Annotated in this window: 19 protein-coding genes and 5 tRNA genes; 10 read left to right on the top strand and 14 right to left on the bottom strand. The window is 56.5% G+C overall.

Going from position 1 to position 18,555, the window contains the following annotated elements:
• Window positions 1–78 precede the first annotated feature (78 nt).
• Window positions 79–897 carry a pyridoxal phosphatase gene (locus tag G7090_RS06730; RefSeq protein WP_166181894.1) on the top strand — a complete coding sequence of 273 codons (819 nt, stop codon included), beginning with the start codon at window positions 79–81 and terminating at the stop codon, window positions 895–897.
• Here G7090_RS06730 and modC read toward each other — a convergent pair whose 3' ends face one another.
• The 4 genes from modC to G7090_RS06710 form a co-directional block, all read right to left on the bottom strand.
• The gene (gene modC / locus G7090_RS06725) at window positions 898–1,956 is read right to left on the bottom strand and encodes a molybdenum ABC transporter ATP-binding protein ModC (protein ID WP_106992399.1); all 1,059 of its coding nucleotides are present in this window, start codon (window positions 1,954–1,956) and stop codon (window positions 898–900) included. It abuts the gene before it with no gap.
• 2 nt (window positions 1,957–1,958) lie between these two features.
• The gene (modB, locus tag G7090_RS06720; RefSeq protein ID WP_106992398.1) at window positions 1,959–2,648 is read right to left on the bottom strand and encodes a molybdate ABC transporter permease subunit; all 690 of its coding nucleotides are present in this window, start codon (window positions 2,646–2,648) and stop codon (window positions 1,959–1,961) included.
• The gene (gene modA, locus G7090_RS06715) at window positions 2,645–3,421 is read right to left on the bottom strand and encodes a molybdate ABC transporter substrate-binding protein (RefSeq protein ID WP_166181893.1); all 777 of its coding nucleotides are present in this window, start codon (window positions 3,419–3,421) and stop codon (window positions 2,645–2,647) included. Before modA ends, modB begins: the two co-directional genes overlap by 4 nt.
• A gap of 179 nt (window positions 3,422–3,600) precedes the next feature.
• A complete protein-coding gene (locus G7090_RS06710) occupies window positions 3,601–3,750 on the bottom strand; it encodes an AcrZ family multidrug efflux pump-associated protein (RefSeq protein ID WP_032617112.1) in 150 nt (49 codons plus the stop codon).
• A gap of 127 nt (window positions 3,751–3,877) precedes the next feature.
• Here G7090_RS06710 and modE point away from each other — a divergent pair, with 127 nt between their 5' ends.
• From modE to gpmA, 7 genes are all read left to right on the top strand, one after another.
• Window positions 3,878–4,666, top strand: a complete 789-nt coding sequence (gene modE / locus G7090_RS06705) for a molybdenum-dependent transcriptional regulator (protein WP_166181892.1) — start codon at window positions 3,878–3,880, stop codon at window positions 4,664–4,666.
• 67 nt (window positions 4,667–4,733) lie between these two features.
• The gene (modF, locus tag G7090_RS06700; RefSeq protein ID WP_166181891.1) at window positions 4,734–6,203 is read left to right on the top strand and encodes a molybdate ABC transporter ATP-binding protein ModF; all 1,470 of its coding nucleotides are present in this window, start codon (window positions 4,734–4,736) and stop codon (window positions 6,201–6,203) included.
• A gap of 205 nt (window positions 6,204–6,408) precedes the next feature.
• A complete protein-coding gene (gene galE, locus G7090_RS06695; protein ID WP_106992394.1) occupies window positions 6,409–7,425 on the top strand; it encodes a UDP-glucose 4-epimerase GalE in 1,017 nt (338 codons plus the stop codon).
• 9 nt (window positions 7,426–7,434) lie between these two features.
• Entirely contained in the window at window positions 7,435–8,481 is a 1,047-nt protein-coding gene (gene galT / locus G7090_RS06690) for a galactose-1-phosphate uridylyltransferase (RefSeq protein WP_166181890.1), read from the top strand.
• Window positions 8,482–8,483: 2 nt separating this feature from the next.
• Window positions 8,484–9,632: a galactokinase gene (gene galK, locus G7090_RS06685; RefSeq protein WP_166181889.1), complete on the top strand. Its 1,149-nt coding sequence runs from the start codon at window positions 8,484–8,486 to the stop codon at window positions 9,630–9,632.
• Window positions 9,626–10,666 (top strand): galactose-1-epimerase, encoded by a 1,041-nt coding sequence (galM, locus tag G7090_RS06680; RefSeq protein WP_166181888.1) that lies wholly within the window; start codon window positions 9,626–9,628, stop codon window positions 10,664–10,666. Before galK ends, galM begins: the two co-directional genes overlap by 7 nt.
• A 212-nt stretch (window positions 10,667–10,878) precedes the next feature.
• Window positions 10,879–11,631, top strand: coding sequence for a 2,3-diphosphoglycerate-dependent phosphoglycerate mutase (gene gpmA / locus G7090_RS06675; RefSeq protein ID WP_032617105.1), 753 nt, complete (start codon window positions 10,879–10,881; stop codon window positions 11,629–11,631).
• A gap of 66 nt (window positions 11,632–11,697) precedes the next feature.
• Here the strand turns inward: gpmA and aroG are convergent, their stop codons facing one another.
• A complete protein-coding gene (gene aroG, locus G7090_RS06670; protein WP_166181887.1) occupies window positions 11,698–12,750 on the bottom strand; it encodes a 3-deoxy-7-phosphoheptulonate synthase AroG in 1,053 nt (350 codons plus the stop codon).
• Between the two features lie 321 nt (window positions 12,751–13,071).
• Here aroG and G7090_RS06665 point away from each other — a divergent pair, with 321 nt between their 5' ends.
• Together G7090_RS06665 and zitB are read left to right on the top strand one after the other, a co-directional pair.
• The gene (locus G7090_RS06665) at window positions 13,072–13,563 is read left to right on the top strand and encodes a protein YbgS (protein WP_166185126.1); all 492 of its coding nucleotides are present in this window, start codon (window positions 13,072–13,074) and stop codon (window positions 13,561–13,563) included.
• Window positions 13,564–13,671: 108 nt separating this feature from the next.
• The gene (gene zitB / locus G7090_RS06660; RefSeq protein WP_166181886.1) at window positions 13,672–14,607 is read left to right on the top strand and encodes a CDF family zinc transporter ZitB; all 936 of its coding nucleotides are present in this window, start codon (window positions 13,672–13,674) and stop codon (window positions 14,605–14,607) included.
• Here zitB and pnuC read toward each other — a convergent pair.
• From pnuC to pal, 9 genes are all read right to left on the bottom strand, one after another.
• A complete protein-coding gene (pnuC, locus tag G7090_RS06655) occupies window positions 14,604–15,323 on the bottom strand; it encodes a nicotinamide riboside transporter PnuC (protein ID WP_166181885.1) in 720 nt (239 codons plus the stop codon). The genes zitB and pnuC overlap by 4 nt on opposite strands.
• Before the next feature lie 29 nt (window positions 15,324–15,352).
• A complete protein-coding gene (nadA, locus tag G7090_RS06650; protein WP_166181884.1) occupies window positions 15,353–16,396 on the bottom strand; it encodes a quinolinate synthase NadA in 1,044 nt (347 codons plus the stop codon).
• A 163-nt stretch (window positions 16,397–16,559) separates the two neighbouring features.
• Window positions 16,560–16,635, bottom strand: a tRNA-Lys gene (locus G7090_RS06645).
• 33 nt (window positions 16,636–16,668) lie between these two features.
• A tRNA-Lys gene (locus G7090_RS06640) sits at window positions 16,669–16,744 on the bottom strand.
• 46 nt (window positions 16,745–16,790) lie between these two features.
• Window positions 16,791–16,866, bottom strand: a tRNA-Lys gene (locus tag G7090_RS06635).
• Between the two features lie 3 nt (window positions 16,867–16,869).
• Window positions 16,870–16,945, bottom strand: a tRNA-Val gene (locus G7090_RS06630).
• A 27-nt stretch (window positions 16,946–16,972) separates the two neighbouring features.
• A tRNA-Lys gene (locus G7090_RS06625) sits at window positions 16,973–17,048 on the bottom strand.
• A gap of 162 nt (window positions 17,049–17,210) precedes the next feature.
• Window positions 17,211–18,005 (bottom strand): cell division protein CpoB, encoded by a 795-nt coding sequence (cpoB, locus tag G7090_RS06620; RefSeq protein WP_106992385.1) that lies wholly within the window; start codon window positions 18,003–18,005, stop codon window positions 17,211–17,213.
• 9 nt (window positions 18,006–18,014) lie between these two features.
• A complete protein-coding gene (gene pal, locus G7090_RS06615) occupies window positions 18,015–18,536 on the bottom strand; it encodes a peptidoglycan-associated lipoprotein Pal (protein ID WP_106992384.1) in 522 nt (173 codons plus the stop codon).
• Window positions 18,537–18,555: the final 19 nt, after the last annotated feature.

The following is an 18,555-nucleotide window of genomic DNA, read 5'->3' as shown; positions in this document are numbered from 1 at the left end:
ACCAGGAATTTTGCAGCGTTAGTTGCGCGGTGTACCATCTGCTCATTCTGTCCTTTCAACATTAACCCGGAAGATCAAATGACCTCGCGTGTGATTGCACTGGATTTAGACGGTACGCTGTTAACCCCGCAAAAAACCCTGCTCCCCTCTTCGCTTGAGGCACTGAAACGTGCCCAGGAAGTGGGATACCAGCTCCTCATCGTGACCGGTCGTCATCATGTTGCGATTCATCCTTTTTATCAGGCACTGGCGCTGGATACACCTGCAATTTGTTGTAATGGCACCTATTTGTATGATTATCAAGCAAAAAAGGTTCTGCAGGCCGATCCGCTGCCGGTTCCCCAGGCGCTGCAACTGATTGATCTGCTCGATGAATACGCCATTCACGGCCTGATGTATGTCGACGACGCGATGCTTTACGAACGCCCGACCGGCCACGTGATCCGCACCAGCAACTGGGCGCTGTCACTGCCGGAAGCGCAGCGTCCGGCCTTCACTCAGGTGCCGTCGCTGGCGCAGGCGGCCCGGGAGGTTAACGCCATCTGGAAATTCGCCCTCACCGATGAGGACACCACTAAGCTGAACGCCTTCGCTAAACACGTGGAGCAGACGCTGGGCCTGGAGTGCGAATGGTCCTGGCACGATCAGGTGGATATCGCCCGCAAAGGCAATAGCAAGGGCAAGCGCCTGGCGCAGTATGTGGAATCCATCGGCGGGTCAATGAAGGATGTCATTGCCTTTGGCGATAATTACAATGACATCAGTATGCTGGAAGCGGCCGGGACCGGGGTGGCGATGGGAAATGCCGATGACGCCGTCAAAGCACGCGCCAACATTGTGATTGGCGACAACACCACTGACAGCATCGCGCAATTCATCTATACCCATCTGGTGTGATCAGGTGGTAATCGACACGCTCTTGATCTGCGCGTAGAGCCAGAGGCCAGGCTTGATCCCCAGTTCATCCCTGGCCCACGGGCTGATGCGCGCCCACAGCGTGCGGCTGCCGATTTCCAGCTGGACCTCAACCTGACCATTATCGTCGTAACACTGGGCCACTTTGGCGCGCAGAATGTTACGGATGCTGCTCTGTAACGGGGGCTGCAGCACCAGCGAAACATCCGACGCCTGAATGCGAATGCGCAGGTTAGTGTGCAGCGGTTTATCCAGCTTATTCACCCAGACATGCTGATCGCCAATCGCCAGAGCGGTCATGGCGTAGTGGGGATGGTGCTCCAGCACGCTCACCTTCATAATGCTGCTCTGCTGCTCCGGCGGCAGCCAGGGATGCATCACGCTGCTGCCCCACACTTCCTCCAGATTACCGAACGCCTTCACGCTGCCGTTCTCCAGCACCAGCACCTTATCGGCCAGATGCAGGATCTCATCCAGCGAGTGGCTGACATACAGCATCGGGATATTGATTTCGCGCGCCAGGCGCTGCAGATACGGTAGCAGCTCACGCTTGCGGGGGATATCCAGCGACGCCAGCGGTTCGTCCAGCAGCAGCAGTTCCGGGGCGGTGAGTAGCGCCCGGCCTATCGCCACGCGCTGTTTTTCCCCGCCCGACAGCGATGACGGCAGCCGATCAAGCAGGTGCTCAATGCCCAGCAGGGCCACCAGCTTATCGAACTGTCCGGCCATGCTTTTCGCCATGCCGTAACGCAGGTTGCCCAGCACCTTGTAGTGCGGGAACAGCCGCGCATCCTGGAAGACATAGCCAATCCGGCGCTTTTCCGGGGTCAGGTAAATGCGCTTTTCGACGTCATTCAGCACCCGGTCGTTGAGCACGATGCGGCCAGACTGGGGCCGGGTCAGTCCGCTGATGGCATTAATCAGCGAGGTCTTCCCCGCCCCGGAGACGCCAAAAATGGCGGTGATCCCGCTGGCAGGCAGGGTTTCGTTGAGGGTCAGGCAGTGCTCGCCCAGGGTCTGGGTAAAATTGAGTTCCAGCATGGTCAGTTCCCCATCCGTTCACGACTTACACGGGCCAGCCACTCCGACACCAGCAGCGACACCATCGCCAGCACAATGGAGATAATGCAAAGACGCGCGGCGGCTCCTTCGCCACCGGGGGTCTGAATCAGGGTATACATCGCCGACGGGAGGGTGCGGGTTTCGCCGGGAATATTGGAGACAAAGGTGATGGTCGCGCCAAACTCCCCCAGCGAGCGGGCAAAGGCCAGCACGGTGCCGACAATAATGCCCGGCAGCGTCAGGGGAAGCGTGATGGTCAGAAACACCCGCCAGCGCCCGGCACCGAGCGTGCGGGCGGCCTGCTCAAGTTTCATATCCACCCCCTCCAGCGCCAGGCGGATCGCCCGCACCATCAGCGGGAATGACATCACCGCGGCGGCCATTACCGCCCCGCGCCAGCTGAAGGCAAAGCTCAAGCCAAACCACTCGTACAGACGCTCACCGATAAACCCGCGGCGTCCCATGGCGATGAGCAGCAAATAGCCGACCACCACCGGCGGCAGCACCAACGGCAGATGCAAAACGCTGTCGAGGAGCGCTTTACCGGGGAACTTACAGCGGACCAGCAACCAGGCGAAAAAGATCCCAAAGGGCAAACTAAATGCAACCGCGAGGGAAGAGACTTTCAGGCTCAGCAGCACGGCCTGCCATTCAGGATCGGTCAATATCATTCGTGAGTCGTAAATCCGTAACGTTTAAAGATTGCCGACGCCTGCGGCCCCTTCAGATACTCGTAGAAGGCGCTGACGGTCGCGTTTTTATGTCCATCGACGATGGCAACAGGATATTCCACTTTCTTGTGCGAGTCTTCCGGGAAGGTCCCGACCACTTTCACCCCTTTTCCGGCAACGGCATCGGAACCGTAAACAATCCCCAGCGGCGCTTCGTTGCGCTCCACCAGCGCCAGGGCACCGCGCACATCTTCTGCCGGGGCCAGTTTTGGCGACAGCGTCTCCCAGGCCCCCAGTTTTTGCAGCGCCTCTTTGGCATAAATGCCCGCCGGCACGTGTTCCGGATCGCCCACCGCCAGACGCCCCTCTTTCAGCAGGCTGGTCCAGTTGGTCTCTTTATTGATGGCGATCTCGCCCTGAGCACTCGCTTTCGGTGCCACCACCACCAGGCTATTGCCCAGCAGGGTTACACGACTGGCGGTATCTATCGCTTTTTTCCCGACAGCGTAATCCATCCACTTCTGATCGGCAGAGATAAACAGGTCCGCAGGCGCGCCCGCTTCAATTTGACGCGCCAGGGTCGAGGAAGAGGCAAATGACGATACCACCTCAACGTCTTTCTCTTTTTTATACGCCGCTGCAATATCCTGCATCGCGTTCGTCAGGGAGGCCGCCGCGAAGACGGTAACTTTGCCCTCATCCGCCAGGGCATGCCCGGTCAGGGTGAGGGTCAGCGTTGCCCCTGCGAAAAGGCGTAACCATGTACGTGCCATCTTTAGCTCCTTTGAGTTTCGTTATATACAGCGAAATATAACGATAACCCCAGGGTTTGCCCAGCGTTAAATCGTGCCGATCGGTGAGTAGATCAAATTGATGCCGAAAATAATATCGGCGCGGAGGGGGGAAACTTGAGAGCAAAACGCCCGGCGGAACCGGGCGTTTTTACAGGGAATTAATTCTGCTTTTTCGGCTGTTTTCTGTGGCCGACATTGGAAAAGATGTTGAACACCTCACCCAGACCGTAAATAGCACCGAGGATGATAGCCATCACCACTGGCACCATGATTACGGCGAATACCAGACTTTTCAGCAACTCTAACATGGCTTTCTCCAGACAATGTGAATGCTTTATTCTAACCGGAAAAGCGAGAAATACATCCCCTTTTGTGCGGTACAGTTTGCGCATAAAACGAATTCCGTCACAATACCCCTTTTGCCAGGACATTGTTATGCAGGCCGAAATTCTCCTCACCCTACGTCTTCAGCAAAAACTGTTTGCCGATCCCCGCCGCATCGCCCTGCTTAAACAGATCGCGCAGACCGGCTCCATCAGCCAGGGAGCAAAGAACGCCGGCATTAGCTACAAAAGCGCCTGGGATGCTATCAACGAGATGAATACCCTGAGCGAACACCCCCTGGTCGATCGCGCCACCGGCGGCAAAGGCGGCGGCGGTGCGATTCTGACGCGCTACGGACAGCGGCTAATCCAGCTCTATGACCTGCTGGCGCAGATCCAACAGAAAGCCTTCGATGTCTTAAGCCATGACGACGCCCTGCCGCTGGACAGCCTGCTCGGTGCCATCTCGCGTTTCTCTTTACAGACCAGCGCCCGCAACCAGTGGTTTGGCACCGTTACCGCCCGCGATGACGACCAGGTGCAACAGCATGTGGAGGTCTTGCTTGCCGACGGCACCACCCGCCTGAAAGCGGCGATTACTGCCCGGAGCGGCACGCGACTGGGGCTGGATGAGGGCAAAGAGGTGCTGGTGCTGCTGAAAGCGCCCTGGGTCAGCATCACTCAGGACAATGAAACGGCGAAGCAGGCGGATAACCAGCTGCCGGGGATCATCAACCATATCGATCGTGGCGACGAGCAGTGTGAAGTGCTGATGACCCTGCCCGACGGCCAGACGCTCTGCGCCACCCTGCCCCTGGCCCAGAGCCTGGGTTTAGAAGAAGGTGCTGAGGCGACGGCATATTTTAATGCTGACCGGGTGATTATCGCCACGTTGTGCTAAGCGCATTGACATTCGCGCCGACAGTGGGTATCCCTGAGACCTATTGCTGCAAAAAATGGGATAAGTCATGTCATCATTGCAAATTTCGCAAGGCACGTTTCGTCTTAGCGATACCCGAACGCTCACGCTCGCGGATTTTACGCTCAATGCTGGTGAAAGTTGGGCGTTCGTTGGCAGTAACGGCAGCGGCAAGTCTGCCCTCGCCCGGGCGCTGGCCGGGGAGCTGACGCTGCTGAAGGGCGAACGCCAGAGCACCTTTACGCGCCTCACCCGCCTCTCCTTCGAACAGTTGCAAAAGCTGGTCAGCGACGAGTGGCAACGCAATAACACCGATCTCCTTAGCCCCGGCGAAGAGGATACCGGCCGCACGGCGGCTGAGATCATCCAGGATGAGGTCAAAGACGAGGCCCGCTGCCGCGATCTGGCGGAACAGTTCGGCATCACTCACCTGCTCGACCGACGCCTTAAATACCTCTCCACCGGTGAAACCCGCAAAACGCTGCTGTGCCAGGCCCTGATGGCCGAGCCCGAACTGCTGATCCTCGATGAGCCTTTCGACGGCCTCGATGTGAAATCCCGCGGGCAACTGGCGGATCTGCTGGCCTCCCTCAATCAGCGGGGTTACACCCTGGTGCTGGTCCTGAACCGCTTTGACGAGATCCCTGATTTTGTGCAGCACGCCGGGGTGCTGGCAGATTGCACCCTGACGGCGGTGGGTGAAAAAGCGCACCTGCTGAATCAGGCCCTGATTGCCCAGCTGGCGCACAGCGAAAAACTGAACGGCGTCACCCTGCCGGAACCGGATGCCCCTTCGGTGCGCCATGCCCTGCCGCAGGATCAACCGCGGATTGTGCTCAACAACGGCGTGGTGTCGTATAACGATCGCCCAATCCTCGACCAGCTCAGCTGGACGGTGAATCCCGGTGAGCACTGGCAAATTGTTGGCCCTAACGGCGCCGGGAAATCGACCCTGCTGAGCCTGATTACCGGCGATCACCCCCAGGGGTACAGCAACGATTTAACCCTGTTTGGCCGCCGTCGCGGCAGCGGCGAAACCATCTGGGATATCAAAAAGCATATCGGCTACGTCAGCAGCAGCCTGCACCTCGACTACCGGGTCAGCACCACGTTGCGCAACGTTATTCTGTCGGGTTATTTTGACTCCATTGGCATTTATCAGGCGGTTTCCGATAAGCAGCACAAGCTGGCGCAGCAGTGGCTGGATATTCTCGGCATGGATAACCGGGTCGCGGATGCCCCTTTCAGCAGCCTGTCGTGGGGCCAGCAGCGGCTGGCGCTGATTGTGCGTGCGCTGGTGAAACACCCGACCCTGCTGATCCTCGATGAACCTTTGCAGGGGCTCGATCCGCTCAACCGCCAGCTGATTCGCCGTTTTGTGGATGTCCTGATTAGCGAAGGGGAAACGCAGCTGCTGTTTGTCTCCCACCATGCGGAAGATGCCCCCGCCTGTATCACCCATCGGCTGGAGTTTGTCGCTGACGGCGACAGTTACCGCTACCAGACGGGCCCGGTCTGACACCCTGACGGGGGCCACGCCCCCGCCTTTTTCAGATAACCTGCAACATCCCACCCCAGGCACTTTGATTTACAATCCTTTTTTAGCCGGAACGCTGCTGCGCTTAATGCAGTGTAAGCGATTCCACTATTTTATCCCATGTCACACTTTCCTGCTGTCTGATATGCTAGGATTATCTCATACCATAAGCCTAATGGAGCGAAATATGCGAGTTCTGGTAACAGGTGGTAGCGGTTACATAGGAAGTCATACCTGTGTGCAACTGCTGCAAAATGGCCACGACGTCATCATCCTTGATAACCTGTGCAACAGTAAACGCAGCGTGCTGCCGGTTATGGAACGTCTGGCCGGTAAACAGCCTGCCTTTGTCGAAGGCGATATTCGTAACGAAGCGCTGATGACCGAGATCCTCCACGATCACGCCATTGATACCGTGATCCACTTTGCCGGGCTGAAAGCCGTCGGCGAGTCGGTGTCGAAACCGCTGGAGTATTACGATAACAACGTCAACGGTACGCTGCGTCTGGTCTCTGCCATGCGCGCGGCGGGCGTAAAAAACTTCATCTTCAGCTCCTCGGCCACCGTCTATGGCGACCAGCCGCAAATCCCTTATGCCGAAAGCTTCCCGACCGGGACGCCGCAAAGCCCGTACGGCAAAAGCAAACTGATGGTGGAACAGATCCTCACCGACCTGCAAAAAGCCCAGCCGGAGTGGAGCATCGCCCTGCTGCGTTATTTCAACCCGGTGGGTGCGCATCCGTCAGGGGATATGGGGGAAGATCCGCAGGGTATTCCGAATAACCTGATGCCGTATATCGCTCAGGTGGCGGTGGGCCGTCGTGATTCGCTGGCGGTGTTCGGCAACGACTACCCGACCCCGGACGGCACCGGCGTGCGCGACTACATCCATGTGATGGATCTCGCCGACGGTCACGTCGCGGCCATGCAGCAGCTGGCGGATAAACCCGGCGTCCATATTTATAATCTCGGCGCGGGCGTCGGCAGCAGCGTGCTCGATGTGGTTAACGCCTTCAGCGCCGCCTGTGGCAAACCGGTGAGCTACCACTTTGCCCCGCGTCGCGACGGCGATCTGCCTGCCTACTGGGCGGATGCCAGCAAGGCCGAGAAAGAGCTTAACTGGCGTGTCTCGCGCACGCTCGATGAAATGGCACAGGATACCTGGCGCTGGCAGTCTCGCCACCCGCAGGGTTACCCGGACTAAGGATCTGTCATGACCCAATTTAACCCCGTCGATCACCCACATCGTCGTTTTAATCCGTTAACCGGGCAGTGGATCCTGGTCTCTCCGCATCGCGCCAAGCGCCCCTGGCAGGGTGCGCAGGAGACGCCAGCGAAACAAACGCTGCCCCAGCACGATCCGGACTGTTTCCTCTGTCCGGGGAATACCCGCGTCACCGGGGATGTTAACCCCGATTACAAAGGCACCTTCGTTTTCACTAACGACTTTGCCGCCCTGATGACCGACACGCCGGACGCCCCGCAGAGTGAGGATCCGCTGATGCGCTGCGAAAGCGCACGCGGCACCAGCCGGGTGATCTGCTTCTCGCCGGATCACAGCAAAACCCTGCCGGAACTGAGCGTTGAGGCCCTGACCGAGGTGGTGAAAACCTGGCAGGAACAGACCGCCGAGCTGGGGCAGAGCTATCCGTGGGTGCAGGTCTTCGAGAATAAAGGCGCGGCGATGGGTTGCTCCAACCCCCATCCGCACGGTCAGGTGTGGGCCAACAGCTTCATGCCCAACGAAGTGGAGCGGGAAGATCGCCTGCAAAAAGCCTATTTCGCTGAGCAGCAGTCGCCGATGCTGCTGGACTACGTTCAGCGCGAGCTGGCCGACGGTAGCCGCACCGTGGTGGAAACCGAGCACTGGTTAGCCGTGGTGCCATACTGGGCGGCGTGGCCATTTGAAACCCTGCTGCTGCCGAAAGCGCATGTTCTGCGGATCACCGATCTGAGCGAGGCCCAGCGCAGCGATCTGGCCCTGGCGCTGAAAAAACTGACCAGCCGTTATGACAATCTGTTCCAGTGCTCCTTCCCCTATTCCATGGGCTGGCACGGCGCGCCGTTTAATGGCGAAGAGAATCAACACTGGCAGCTGCACGCCCACTTTTATCCGCCGCTGCTGCGCTCCGCAACCGTACGTAAATTTATGGTCGGTTACGAGATGCTGGCAGAGACCCAGCGTGACCTGACGGCTGAACAGGCCGCAGAGCGTCTGCGTGCAGTGAGTGATGTCCATTTCCGCGAATCCGGAGAATAACAATGACTCTGAAAGATAAAACCCACGCCCTGTTTGCTGAAAAGTTCGGCTACCCTGCCACTCACGCGATTCAGGCGCCTGGCCGCGTTAACCTGATCGGCGAGCACACCGACTACAACGACGGTTTCGTGCTGCCCTGCGCCATTGATTACCAGACGGTGATCAGCTGCGCGAAACGCGACGACCGCAAGGTGCGCGTGCTGGCGGCGGATTATGACAACCAGATCGACGAGTTCTCGCTGGATGCGCCGATTGTTGAGCATGACAGCCAGCAGTGGTCGAACTACGTTCGCGGCGTGGTAAAACACCTGCAGAAGCGCAACAAAAATTTTGGCGGCGCGGATCTGGTGATCAGCGGCAACGTGCCGCAGGGCGCGGGCTTAAGCTCATCCGCCTCGCTGGAAGTAGCCGTCGGCACCGTCTTCCAGCAGCTGTATCACCTGCCGCTGGACGGGGCACAAATCGCCCTTAACGGCCAGGAAGCAGAGAACCAGTTCGTCGGCTGTAACTGCGGCATCATGGATCAGCTGATCTCGGCGCTGGGTAAAAAAGGTCACGCGTTATTGATCGACTGCCGTTCGCTGGGTACCAAAGCGGTCAGCCTGCCGAAAGGCGCGGCGGTGATCATCATCAACAGTAATTTCAAACGCACTCTGGTGGGCAGCGAGTACAACACCCGCCGCGAGCAGTGCGAAACCGGCGCGCGCTTCTTCCAGCAGCCTGCGCTGCGTGATGTCTCGCTCACTGAGTTCAATAAAGTGGCTCACCAGCTGGATGCGGTGGTGGCGAAACGCGTTCGTCACGTCCTGACCGAAAACGCCCGTACCGTGGAAGCGGCGGCGGCGCTGGAGAAAGGCGATCTGCGTCGTATGGGTGAGCTGATGGCCGAGTCCCATGCCTCCATGCGCGATGATTTCGAAATCACCGTGCCGCAGATCGACACCCTGGTGGAGATTGTGAAAGCGGCGATTGGTGAACAGGGCGGCGTACGCATGACCGGAGGAGGTTTCGGTGGCTGCGTGGTGGCGCTGGTGCCGGAAGAGTTGGTTCCGGTAGTGCAGCAGGCTGTTGAACAGCAGTATGAAGCCAAAACCGGCATCAAAGAGACCTTCTACGTCTGCAACGCCTCACAAGGAGCTGGCCAGTGCTAAACGAAACCCCTGCTCTCGCCCCTGACGGCCTGCCGTACCGCCTGTTAACCCTGCGCAATAGCGCCGGGATGGTGGTGACGCTGATGGACTGGGGCGCCACGCTACTGTCAGCCCGCGTCCCGATGCGTGATGGCAGCGTGCGCGAAACCCTGCTCGGCTGCGCGTCGCCTGAGCAATACATTGAACAAACCGCGTTTCTTGGCGCCTCGGTGGGCCGTTACGCCAACCGTATCGCTAAAAGCCGCTTTGAGCTTGGCGGCGTGAGCTATGCGCTGCTGCCAAGCCAGGGTGAAAACCAGCTTCACGGCGGCCCGGACGGCTTCGACAAGCGTCGCTGGCGCATTATCAAGCAGAATGATGGCGAAGCGCTGCTGACCCTCCACTCCCCGGATGGCGATCAGGGCTACCCGGGTAACTGTGAGACGAGCGTCCATTATCGCTTAACGGAAGATAACCGGATCGCCATTGAGTACCGCGCCACGGTGGACAAGCCCTGCCCGGTCAACCTGACCAACCACGCTTACTTCAACCTCGACGGCGACTGCAGCGACGTGCGCAATCATAAGCTGCAACTGCTGGCCCAGAGGTATCTGCCGGTTGATGAGATGGGGATCCCGCAGGAAGGGTTAAAAGCGGTTGAAGGCACCAGCTTTGATTTCCGCACCAGCAAAGCCATTGCCCAGGATTTCCTGGTGGATGACGATCAGCGCAAGGTGAAAGGTTACGATCATGCCTTCCTGCTCGATGCCCAGGGCGATCTCGGCCAGCCTGCGGCGCACCTGTGGTCTGCCGATGAAAAGCTGCAGATGACGGTCTTCACCACCGCCCCTGCCCTGCAGTTCTATTCTGGTAATTTCCTCGACGGCACGCCGGCGCGGGAAGACGGTGAGTACCGGGCCTGGCAAGGCCTGGCCCTGGAAAGTGAGTTCTTACCGGACAGCCCGAACCATCCGGAATGGCCGCAGCCAGACTGCGTGCTGCACCCGGGTGAAACCTACGTCAGCGTGACGGAATATCACTTTACTGCGCAATAAAAACGGGCCCTCCAGCAGGAGGGCTTTTTTTTATCCATCTTGCTGAAAATAGCGTCAGTTACGGACAAAATCACAACCCCTCATTCACAAGCATCTTACACTGCGACACTATTTTCGCTATGGTTAGGGTTAAGCGTTGCCCGTGGCTCAGCTGCGGCAATATAATGAGAATTGTTATCATTCAAATAATGCTTGTTCTGGAGGAGTAAAATATGGCTGTAACTAAGCTGGTTCTGGTACGTCATGGCGAAAGCCAGTGGAACAACGAAAACCGTTTTACCGGTTGGTATGATGTTGACCTGTCCGAGAAAGGCGTTGGCGAAGCGAAAGCGGCTGGCAAGCTGCTGAAAGACGAAGGCTTCAGCTTCGATTTTGCTTATACCTCCGTGCTGAAACGTGCCATCCACACCCTGTGGAACGTGCTGGACGAACTGGATCAGGCCTGGCTGCCGGTTGAGAAATCCTGGAAACTGAACGAGCGTCACTACGGTGCGCTGCAGGGTCTGAACAAAGCAGAAACCGCAGAAAAATACGGTGACGAGCAGGTTAAACAGTGGCGTCGCGGCTTCGCGGTAACACCACCAGAGCTGACCAAAGATGACGAGCGCTACCCGGGCCACGACCCGCGTTACGCGAAACTGACCGATGCTGAACTGCCACAGACTGAAAGCCTGGCGCTGACCATCGATCGCGTTGTGCCTTACTGGAACGAAACCATTCTGCCACGCCTGAAAAGCGGCGAGCGCGTGATCATCGCTGCTCACGGTAACTCCCTGCGTGCGCTGGTGAAATACCTGGACAACATGGGCGAAGACGAGATCCTCGAGCTGAACATCCCAACCGGCGTACCGCTGGTGTATGAGTTCGACGAAAACTTCAAACCAATCAAGCACTACTATCTGGGTAACGCTGACGAGATCGCGGCTAAAGCTGCGGCCGTTGCGAACCAGGGTAAAGCTAAGTAATAAAAAAGCCCGGTCGCGATGACCGGGCCTTAGGTTCTGAATGCCGGATGCTTATCCGGCATTTTTTTAGCCGCGACGGGCTTTCACCGCGGTCGCCAGCTGACGCAACACCGTTTCAGTGTCATCCCAGCCGATGCAGGCATCGGTTACGCTCTTACCGTAAACCAGCGGCTCGCTGCCTTCCAGATTCTGATTGCCTTCCACCAGGTGGCTCTCAATCATCACCCCGATAATCGCCTTTTCACCGCCCGCAATCTGCTGGCAGACATCGGTGCTAACGTCCATCTGCTTTTTAAACTGCTTGCTGGAGTTGGCATGGCTGAAGTCGATCATCACCTGTGCAGCCAGACCCGCTTTATCCAGGCCCGCCTTCACTTCTGTGACGTGCGCCGCGCTGTAGTTAGGCTCTTTGCCGCCGCGCAGAATGATATGGCAGTCGCCGTTACCGCTGGTATTTACAATAGCGGAGTGACCCCATTTGGTGACGGAGAGGAAGCAGTGCGGCGCCCCGGCAGCATTGATGGCGTCGATCGCCACTTTGATGGTGCCATCGGTGCCGTTTTTGAAGCCCACCGGGCAGGAAAGACCAGATGCCAGCTCGCGGTGAACCTGAGATTCGGTAGTACGTGCGCCAATTGCGCCCCAGCTCATCAGGTCTGCCAGATATTGCGGGGTGATCATGTCGAGGAACTCACCCGCCGCCGGCAGGCCGCTGTCGTTAATATCCAGCAGCAGCTTACGGGCGATGCGCAGGCCGTCGTTGATCTGGAAGCTGCCATCCATATGCGGATCGTTGATCAGCCCTTTCCAGCCCACGGTGGTACGCGGTTTTTCAAAGTAGACGCGCATGACAATTTCCAGCTCATCTTTCAGCGTCTCGCGCAGCGTCAGCAGACGCGCGGCATACTCTTTCGCCGCCGCAGGATCGTGAATGGAGCATGGACCGATCACCACCAGCAGACGATCATCATTACCTTTCAGGATCTTATGGATCGCTTTACGGGCATGAGAAACGGTGTTGGCAGCATTTTCGGTGGCAGGAAACTTTTCAAGGAGTGCTACAGGGGGTAATAACTCATTGATCTCTTTAATACGTAAATCGTCATTCTGATAATTCATGTTCTTTCCAGCGTTGCCATATTTTTATAAACGAATGCAATCCCTTCAATCTATCTTGTCAGTCAGGAAGTGTAAACTGGCTTTTACACTACGCACAGATAAATCCTGGAATTCGCTTAAAAAACCCCACAAAGTAGCGAAAAGCGAGATACACCCTAAACTTTTTAACTGTATGCACTGCATTTATTACGTTTATTGAGATTCCATACTGACCTAAGTATGGATCATGGCATCTTTAACCACTGAGCAGTATATCGATTTCGCATATGCACTGTGGAAAGAAGTTATCCAGAACATAACGACCAGAACAGGAGCAGCATGATGAAAATGACTAAACTCGCAACTCTTTTCCTGACAGCTTCGCTCACCATGGCAAGCGGTGCGGCGCTGGCAGCAGATACAGGCTCCAGCACCAATAACGGCCAGGCGAATGCCGCGGCGGATGCGGGAGCAGTAGCGCCTGATGCACATCAGAATATTGCTCCAAATAATACCGGTAACAGCCAGATTAATACGGGTGCAGGTACCACAGGTACAACCAGCAGCGGCGGCAGCGGAACGATGCTGAATCCTGATGGCACTAACGCCACAACTAGCGGTACCACTACCGGTAGCGGCAATAGCTCTACAACGGGTGGCTCTAATTCCATCATGGGTAATGATGACCCAAGCAAGATGGGTAATGACGGCATGACCAAGGACGATCAGCACAAGAACTCGATGTGTAAAGACGGTAAATGCCCGGATCAGTCCGGTAAAGTCGATTCTGAACGAACTCCGCAAGAACAAAAAACTGACGGCACTACCCAGTAATCAACGGTAATGCGGTTATGATGAAGGAGAGCTACGGCTCTCCTTTATTTTTTGTGCAAAATGTTAAAAACTCTACACTTACAATAATAATGGACCGGGATAGGATTCATGGCGCACACCCACTCACATACCCCTTCTTCGCAGGATGGAAATGCTAAACGCTTAATGCTGGCGTTCGGCGTCACCGCCACCTTTATGATCATCGAGGTGATCGGCGGGCTGATTTCTGGCTCACTGGCGCTGTTGGCCGATGCCGGGCATATGTTAACGGACGCGGCTGCACTGCTGTTTGCACTGCTGGCAGTAGTATTTGCCCGTCGCCCGCCAAGCCATGGCCGCACCTTTGGCTGGCTGCGTCTCACTACGCTTGCCGCATTCGTCAACGCCATCGCGCTGGTGTTGATCACCATTTTAATTGTCTGGGAAGCCTTCCAGCGGTTCCGGTACCCTCAGCCTGTTGCGGGCGTTACCATGATGGTCGTGGCGGTTGCCGGGCTTATCGCCAATATCCTGGCGTTCTGGATTTTGCATCGCGGCAGTGAGGAGAAAAATCTCAACGTGCGTGCGGCGGCGCTACACGTGCTGGGGGATCTGCTGGGTTCGGTGGGAGCCATCGTTGCGGCGCTGGTGATCCTCTGGACGGGCTGGACGCCGATAGATCCGATCCTGTCGATTGTTGTCTCGTGTCTGGTGTTACGCAGTGCCTGGCGGTTATTGCAGGAGAGTGTGAATGAGCTGCTGGAGGGTGCGCCGGCGTCGCTGGATATTCCGGCGTTAAAGCGCAACTTAACCCGCTCTATTCCTGAAGTGCGCGATGTGCATCATATTCACGTCTGGATGGTAGGCGAAAAGCCGCTGATGACCCTACATGTGCAGGTCATTCCTCCCCACGATCACGATGCGCTCCTGGGGCGTATCCAGCATTTTCTCGAGCACCATTACGCCATCGCGCACAGCACCATCCAGATGGAGTACACCCCTTGTAATGGACCGGACTGTCACCTCAACGATATCCAGTCCGGCCACCCCCATCATCACCATTAACGTGCCAGCGCGTGGGAACCTCGTTCACGCGCGCTGTTAATCCACATCCTGCTGCCGTTCAGGGCAATAAAGGTGAGGATCATGTACTCCAGCGACATGGCATAGACGCCCTGCAGAGCAAAGATCACCACGCTTATCACATTGATGATCACCCACAGCAGCCAGTTTTCGACATATTTGCGGGTCATCAGGATCATGGCGGCAATCGACAGCACCATCATGCACGAATCCCAGAATGGGAAGGCATCAGGCTGCAGCTCCGGCATGGTGACGTTCAGGCCCAGGCTGCTCATCACCGACACCGCCACGCGGGTCAGGAAGGCGAACACCGGGTCGATATAAACCGTCATCAGGCCGATAGCCACCACGCAGGCGGCCAGCCAGCCGAGGGCTTTAGGTAACGGCAGCCAGCGGATCTGCAGTTCCGCCTCCTGCTGGCTGTTCTGCCGCGACCAGGCGTACCAGCCATAGATATTGGCCACGAAGAAGAACAGCTGCAGCAGCAGGCTGGCATACAGCTGGATCTGAAAGAAGATGATGGCGAACAGCGTGACGTTCACCAGGCCAAACGCGTAGTTGACGATCTTCTCCAGACTGGCGAGCCAGATACAGAGCAGACCCGCTATCGTCCCGACGGCTTCAATCCATGACAAGTCATAGCCGCCAGCGCCAATCGGTATGTGTACCAGAATGTTTTGCGTGCTAAAAAAATCCATCTTTTTCCCTCAGCGTTACGTTACGTTGCTTAAGGACGTAGTGTAGCCGCAAAATCCAGCATCCGGTTAAGCGGAATTAACGCCCCTTCCCGCAGCGCCGCATCCACATGGATTTCATGCGCCGCGCCGCCCGACTCCAGCCCGTCTGCGATGGCTTTCAGCCCGTTCATCGCCATCCAAGGACAGTGGGCGCAGCTGCGGCAGGTTGCCCCCTCGCCCGCTGTCGGCGCTTCCAGCAGCTCTTTCTCCGGCACCGCCTGCTGCATTTTGTAGAAGATGCCGCGATCGGTGGCGACGATAAGCTGGCGATGCGGCAGCGTTTTCGCGGCAGCAATCAGCTGGCTGGTTGAACCCACGGCATCCGCCATGTTGACGATCGCCTGTGGCGACTCCGGATGGACCAGCACGGCGGCATCCGGGTAGAGACCCTTCATACGCTCCAGCGCCTGGGTTTTAAACTCGTCATGGACGATACAGGCGCCCTGCCAGCACAGAATATCTGCCCCGGTCTGTTTCTGGACATAGTTACCCAGATGCTTGTCCGGCGCCCAGATAATTTTCTCCCCGAGGCTGTCGAGATGCTCAATCAGTTCGACAGCGATGCTGGAGGTCACCACCCAGTCGGCACGCGCTTTGACCGCGGCGGAGGTGTTGGCGTAGACCACCACCGTTCTGTCGGGATGGGCGTCGCAGAAGGCGGAGAATTCGTCGATCGGGCAGCCTAAATCGAGCGAGCACTCTGCGTTCAGGGTCGGCATCAGAATGGTTTTTTCCGGGCTAAGGATTTTTGCCGTCTCACCCATAAAACGCACACCGGCCACCAGCAACGTTGAAGCGGGATGTTTTGCACCGAAGCGCGCCATCTCCAGCGAGTCCGATATACAGCCGCCGGTCTCTTCTGCCAGCTGCTGAATTTCCGGATCAGTGTAGTAGTGCGCCACCATCACCGCGTCGCGCTCTTTGAGCAAGCGCTTGATCTTTTCGCGGTAAAACTGCTTTTCGTCCAGACTCAGCGGGACCGGCTTAGGCGGGAAAGGATAGATGGCGGCTTCAGGATCAAACATCACACTCATTTTGGCTTCTCGTTTTACTGGCTTAACAACATCGCCTTTATTTTGCGCGACACAGCAAAATGAATGGCTATTGTGTTTTGTATACTAAACAAGATAGCGAATCTGAAGAGAAATGTCATCGGGCTGGATAGCAAAAAGGCGCCTTTAGGGCGCCTTTTTACATTGGTGGGTCGTGCAGGATTCGAACCTGCGACCAATTGATTAAAAGTCAACTGCTCTACCAACTGAGCTAACGACCCCTTGCGGGATGTACTGCTTAATTCTTTTCAGGCTGGTGGGTCGTGCAGGATTCGAACCTGCGACCAATTGATTAAAAGTCAACTGCTCTACCAACTGAGCTAACGACCCATTCGGGTGTTGCCTGAAATTTTTACTCGGCACCAATCAAAAAGATTGGTGGGTCGTGCAGGATTCGAACCTGCGACCAATTGATTAAAAGTCAACTGCTCTACCAACTGAGCTAACGACCCGAGTGGTGGGTGATGACGGGCTCGAACCGCCGACCCCCTCCGTGTAAAGGAGATGCTCTACCAACTGAGCTAATCACCCACTCTGTACTGCCGGAACTGCTATTAGTGGTGGGTCGTGCAGGATTCGAACCTGCGACCAATTGATTAAAAGTCAACTGCTCTACCAACTGAGCTAACGACCCACTATTTTGGCTGCTTTTGGGCTGTTTGATATCCCTTGGCAACGGCGGCATATATTACTGATTTAAGAATTCTGCGCAACTAATATTTTGATGAATATCACTTAACTGCTTAGGAAGTATGCGGCAAGACCAGAAAAAACGCGATTTCTGGTCATCCGGCAATCATCCCATCGCAGCAAGACGTTTTTGCGCTTGTTTCGCACCTTCGGTGCCCGGGAACTTAGTGACCACCTGCTGGAAGACGGCCTTCGCTTTCGCGGTATCGCCTTTGTCCTGCATGATCACCCCGACCTTGTACATCGCGTCTGGCGCTTTCGGTGATTTCGGGTAATTTTTTACCACGGAGGCAAAATAGAATGCCGCGTCGTCTTTTTTACCCTTGTTGTAGTTCAACTGTCCCAGCCAATAGTTCGCATTGGGCTGATAGGTTGAATCAGGGTATTTCTTCACGAAGTTCTGAAACGCCGCCATCGCCTCGTCCTGGCGCGAGTTATCCTGCACCAGGGCGATTGCCGCATTGTAGTCAGTATTCGCGTCACCGCTCTGTACAGGCGCGCCTGCTGAGGCTGATGCGTCAGCCTGAGGCGTTGCCGCTGCACCAGCTGCGCCGCTTTGATCGCCTGTTGCTGGTTGCGCTGCTGCGCCGCCATTATTCAGGCTATCCATCTGCAGCAGGATCTGCTTCTGACGCTCTACAACCTGATTGAGCTGATACTGGCTTTCCTGAATCTGTCCGCGCAGTGAGTCAATATCGGTTTGGTTGTCAGAGAGCTGCTGCTGAAGTTGGGTTAAAAGCTGGCTGTGAGCATTAGAAATACGCTCGAGTTGGGTGACCCGGTCTTCTACCGAGCCGGAGCCGACACTACTGATTGGTGCCTGAGCAAAAGCGGCCCAGGGGGCCGCTATACCAACCAGTAACGACAGACTCAACAGATGATGTCTGAAGTTACTGCTCATGCAATTCTCTTAGTAAACCAGTACGGCACGACGGTTTTTGGAGTAAGCCGCTTCGTCGTGACCCAGTACTGCAGGTTTTTCTTTACCGTAAGAAACGATGGAGATCTGGTCAGCAGAAACGCCTTTACCCTGCAGGTACATTTTAACGGCGTTAGCACGACGCTCACCCAGGGAGATGTTGTACTCAGGAGTACCACGTTCGTCCGCGTGACCTTCTACGGTGACTTTGTAAGACGGGTTGCTACGCAGGAAGTTAGCGTGCGCATCCAGCATCGCAGCGAAGTCAGAACGAATGTCGAACTTGTCCAGATCGAAGTAAACAATGTTGTTCTGCTGCAGCTGTTGCATCTGAAGACGCGCTTGCTCTTCAGAAGACATATTGCCATTGGCGTTTGCGTCCATACCGGTGCCGGCACCCATCATGCCTTCGCCGCTCTGGTCGTTGCTTGCGTTCTTGTTAGAAGAACACGCTGCGATTGCCATAACAGGCAGAGCGATCATCAGCCCTTTCAGCACTTTGTTCAGTTGCATTTCTATGATTCCTTTATTA

The sequence above is a fragment of the Leclercia sp. 29361 genome (assembly GCF_011290365.1).
GTDB lineage: Bacteria > Pseudomonadota > Gammaproteobacteria > Enterobacterales > Enterobacteriaceae > Enterobacter > Enterobacter tamurae.
Note: the sequence above shows the minus strand (reverse complement) of the source record. Positions and strands in the feature narration are given on the sequence as shown.

Coding starts and splice junctions, on each gene's coding strand:
- G7090_RS06710 (WP_032617112.1), bottom strand. CDS start 3,750: ATGTTAGAGTTGCTGAAAAGTCTGGTATTCGCCGTAATCATGGTGCCA.
- nadA (WP_166181884.1), bottom strand. CDS start 16,396: ATGAGTGTGATGTTTGATCCTGAAGCCGCCATCTATCCTTTCCCGCCT.
- modA (WP_166181893.1), bottom strand. CDS start 3,421: ATGGCACGTACATGGTTACGCCTTTTCGCAGGGGCAACGCTGACCCTC.
- G7090_RS06730 (WP_166181894.1), top strand. CDS start 79: ATGACCTCGCGTGTGATTGCACTGGATTTAGACGGTACGCTGTTAACC.
- galT (WP_166181890.1), top strand. CDS start 7,435: ATGACCCAATTTAACCCCGTCGATCACCCACATCGTCGTTTTAATCCG.
- pnuC (WP_166181885.1), bottom strand. CDS start 15,323: ATGGATTTTTTTAGCACGCAAAACATTCTGGTACACATACCGATTGGC.
- G7090_RS06665 (WP_166185126.1), top strand. CDS start 13,072: ATGAAAATGACTAAACTCGCAACTCTTTTCCTGACAGCTTCGCTCACC.
- pal (WP_106992384.1), bottom strand. CDS start 18,536: ATGCAACTGAACAAAGTGCTGAAAGGGCTGATGATCGCTCTGCCTGTT.
- gpmA (WP_032617105.1), top strand. CDS start 10,879: ATGGCTGTAACTAAGCTGGTTCTGGTACGTCATGGCGAAAGCCAGTGG.
- galE (WP_106992394.1), top strand. CDS start 6,409: ATGCGAGTTCTGGTAACAGGTGGTAGCGGTTACATAGGAAGTCATACC.
- cpoB (WP_106992385.1), bottom strand. CDS start 18,005: ATGAGCAGTAACTTCAGACATCATCTGTTGAGTCTGTCGTTACTGGTT.
- modB (WP_106992398.1), bottom strand. CDS start 2,648: ATGATATTGACCGATCCTGAATGGCAGGCCGTGCTGCTGAGCCTGAAA.
- modC (WP_106992399.1), bottom strand. CDS start 1,956: ATGCTGGAACTCAATTTTACCCAGACCCTGGGCGAGCACTGCCTGACC.
- aroG (WP_166181887.1), bottom strand. CDS start 12,750: ATGAATTATCAGAATGACGATTTACGTATTAAAGAGATCAATGAGTTA.
- galK (WP_166181889.1), top strand. CDS start 8,484: ATGACTCTGAAAGATAAAACCCACGCCCTGTTTGCTGAAAAGTTCGGC.
- modF (WP_166181891.1), top strand. CDS start 4,734: ATGTCATCATTGCAAATTTCGCAAGGCACGTTTCGTCTTAGCGATACC.
- zitB (WP_166181886.1), top strand. CDS start 13,672: ATGGCGCACACCCACTCACATACCCCTTCTTCGCAGGATGGAAATGCT.
- modE (WP_166181892.1), top strand. CDS start 3,878: ATGCAGGCCGAAATTCTCCTCACCCTACGTCTTCAGCAAAAACTGTTT.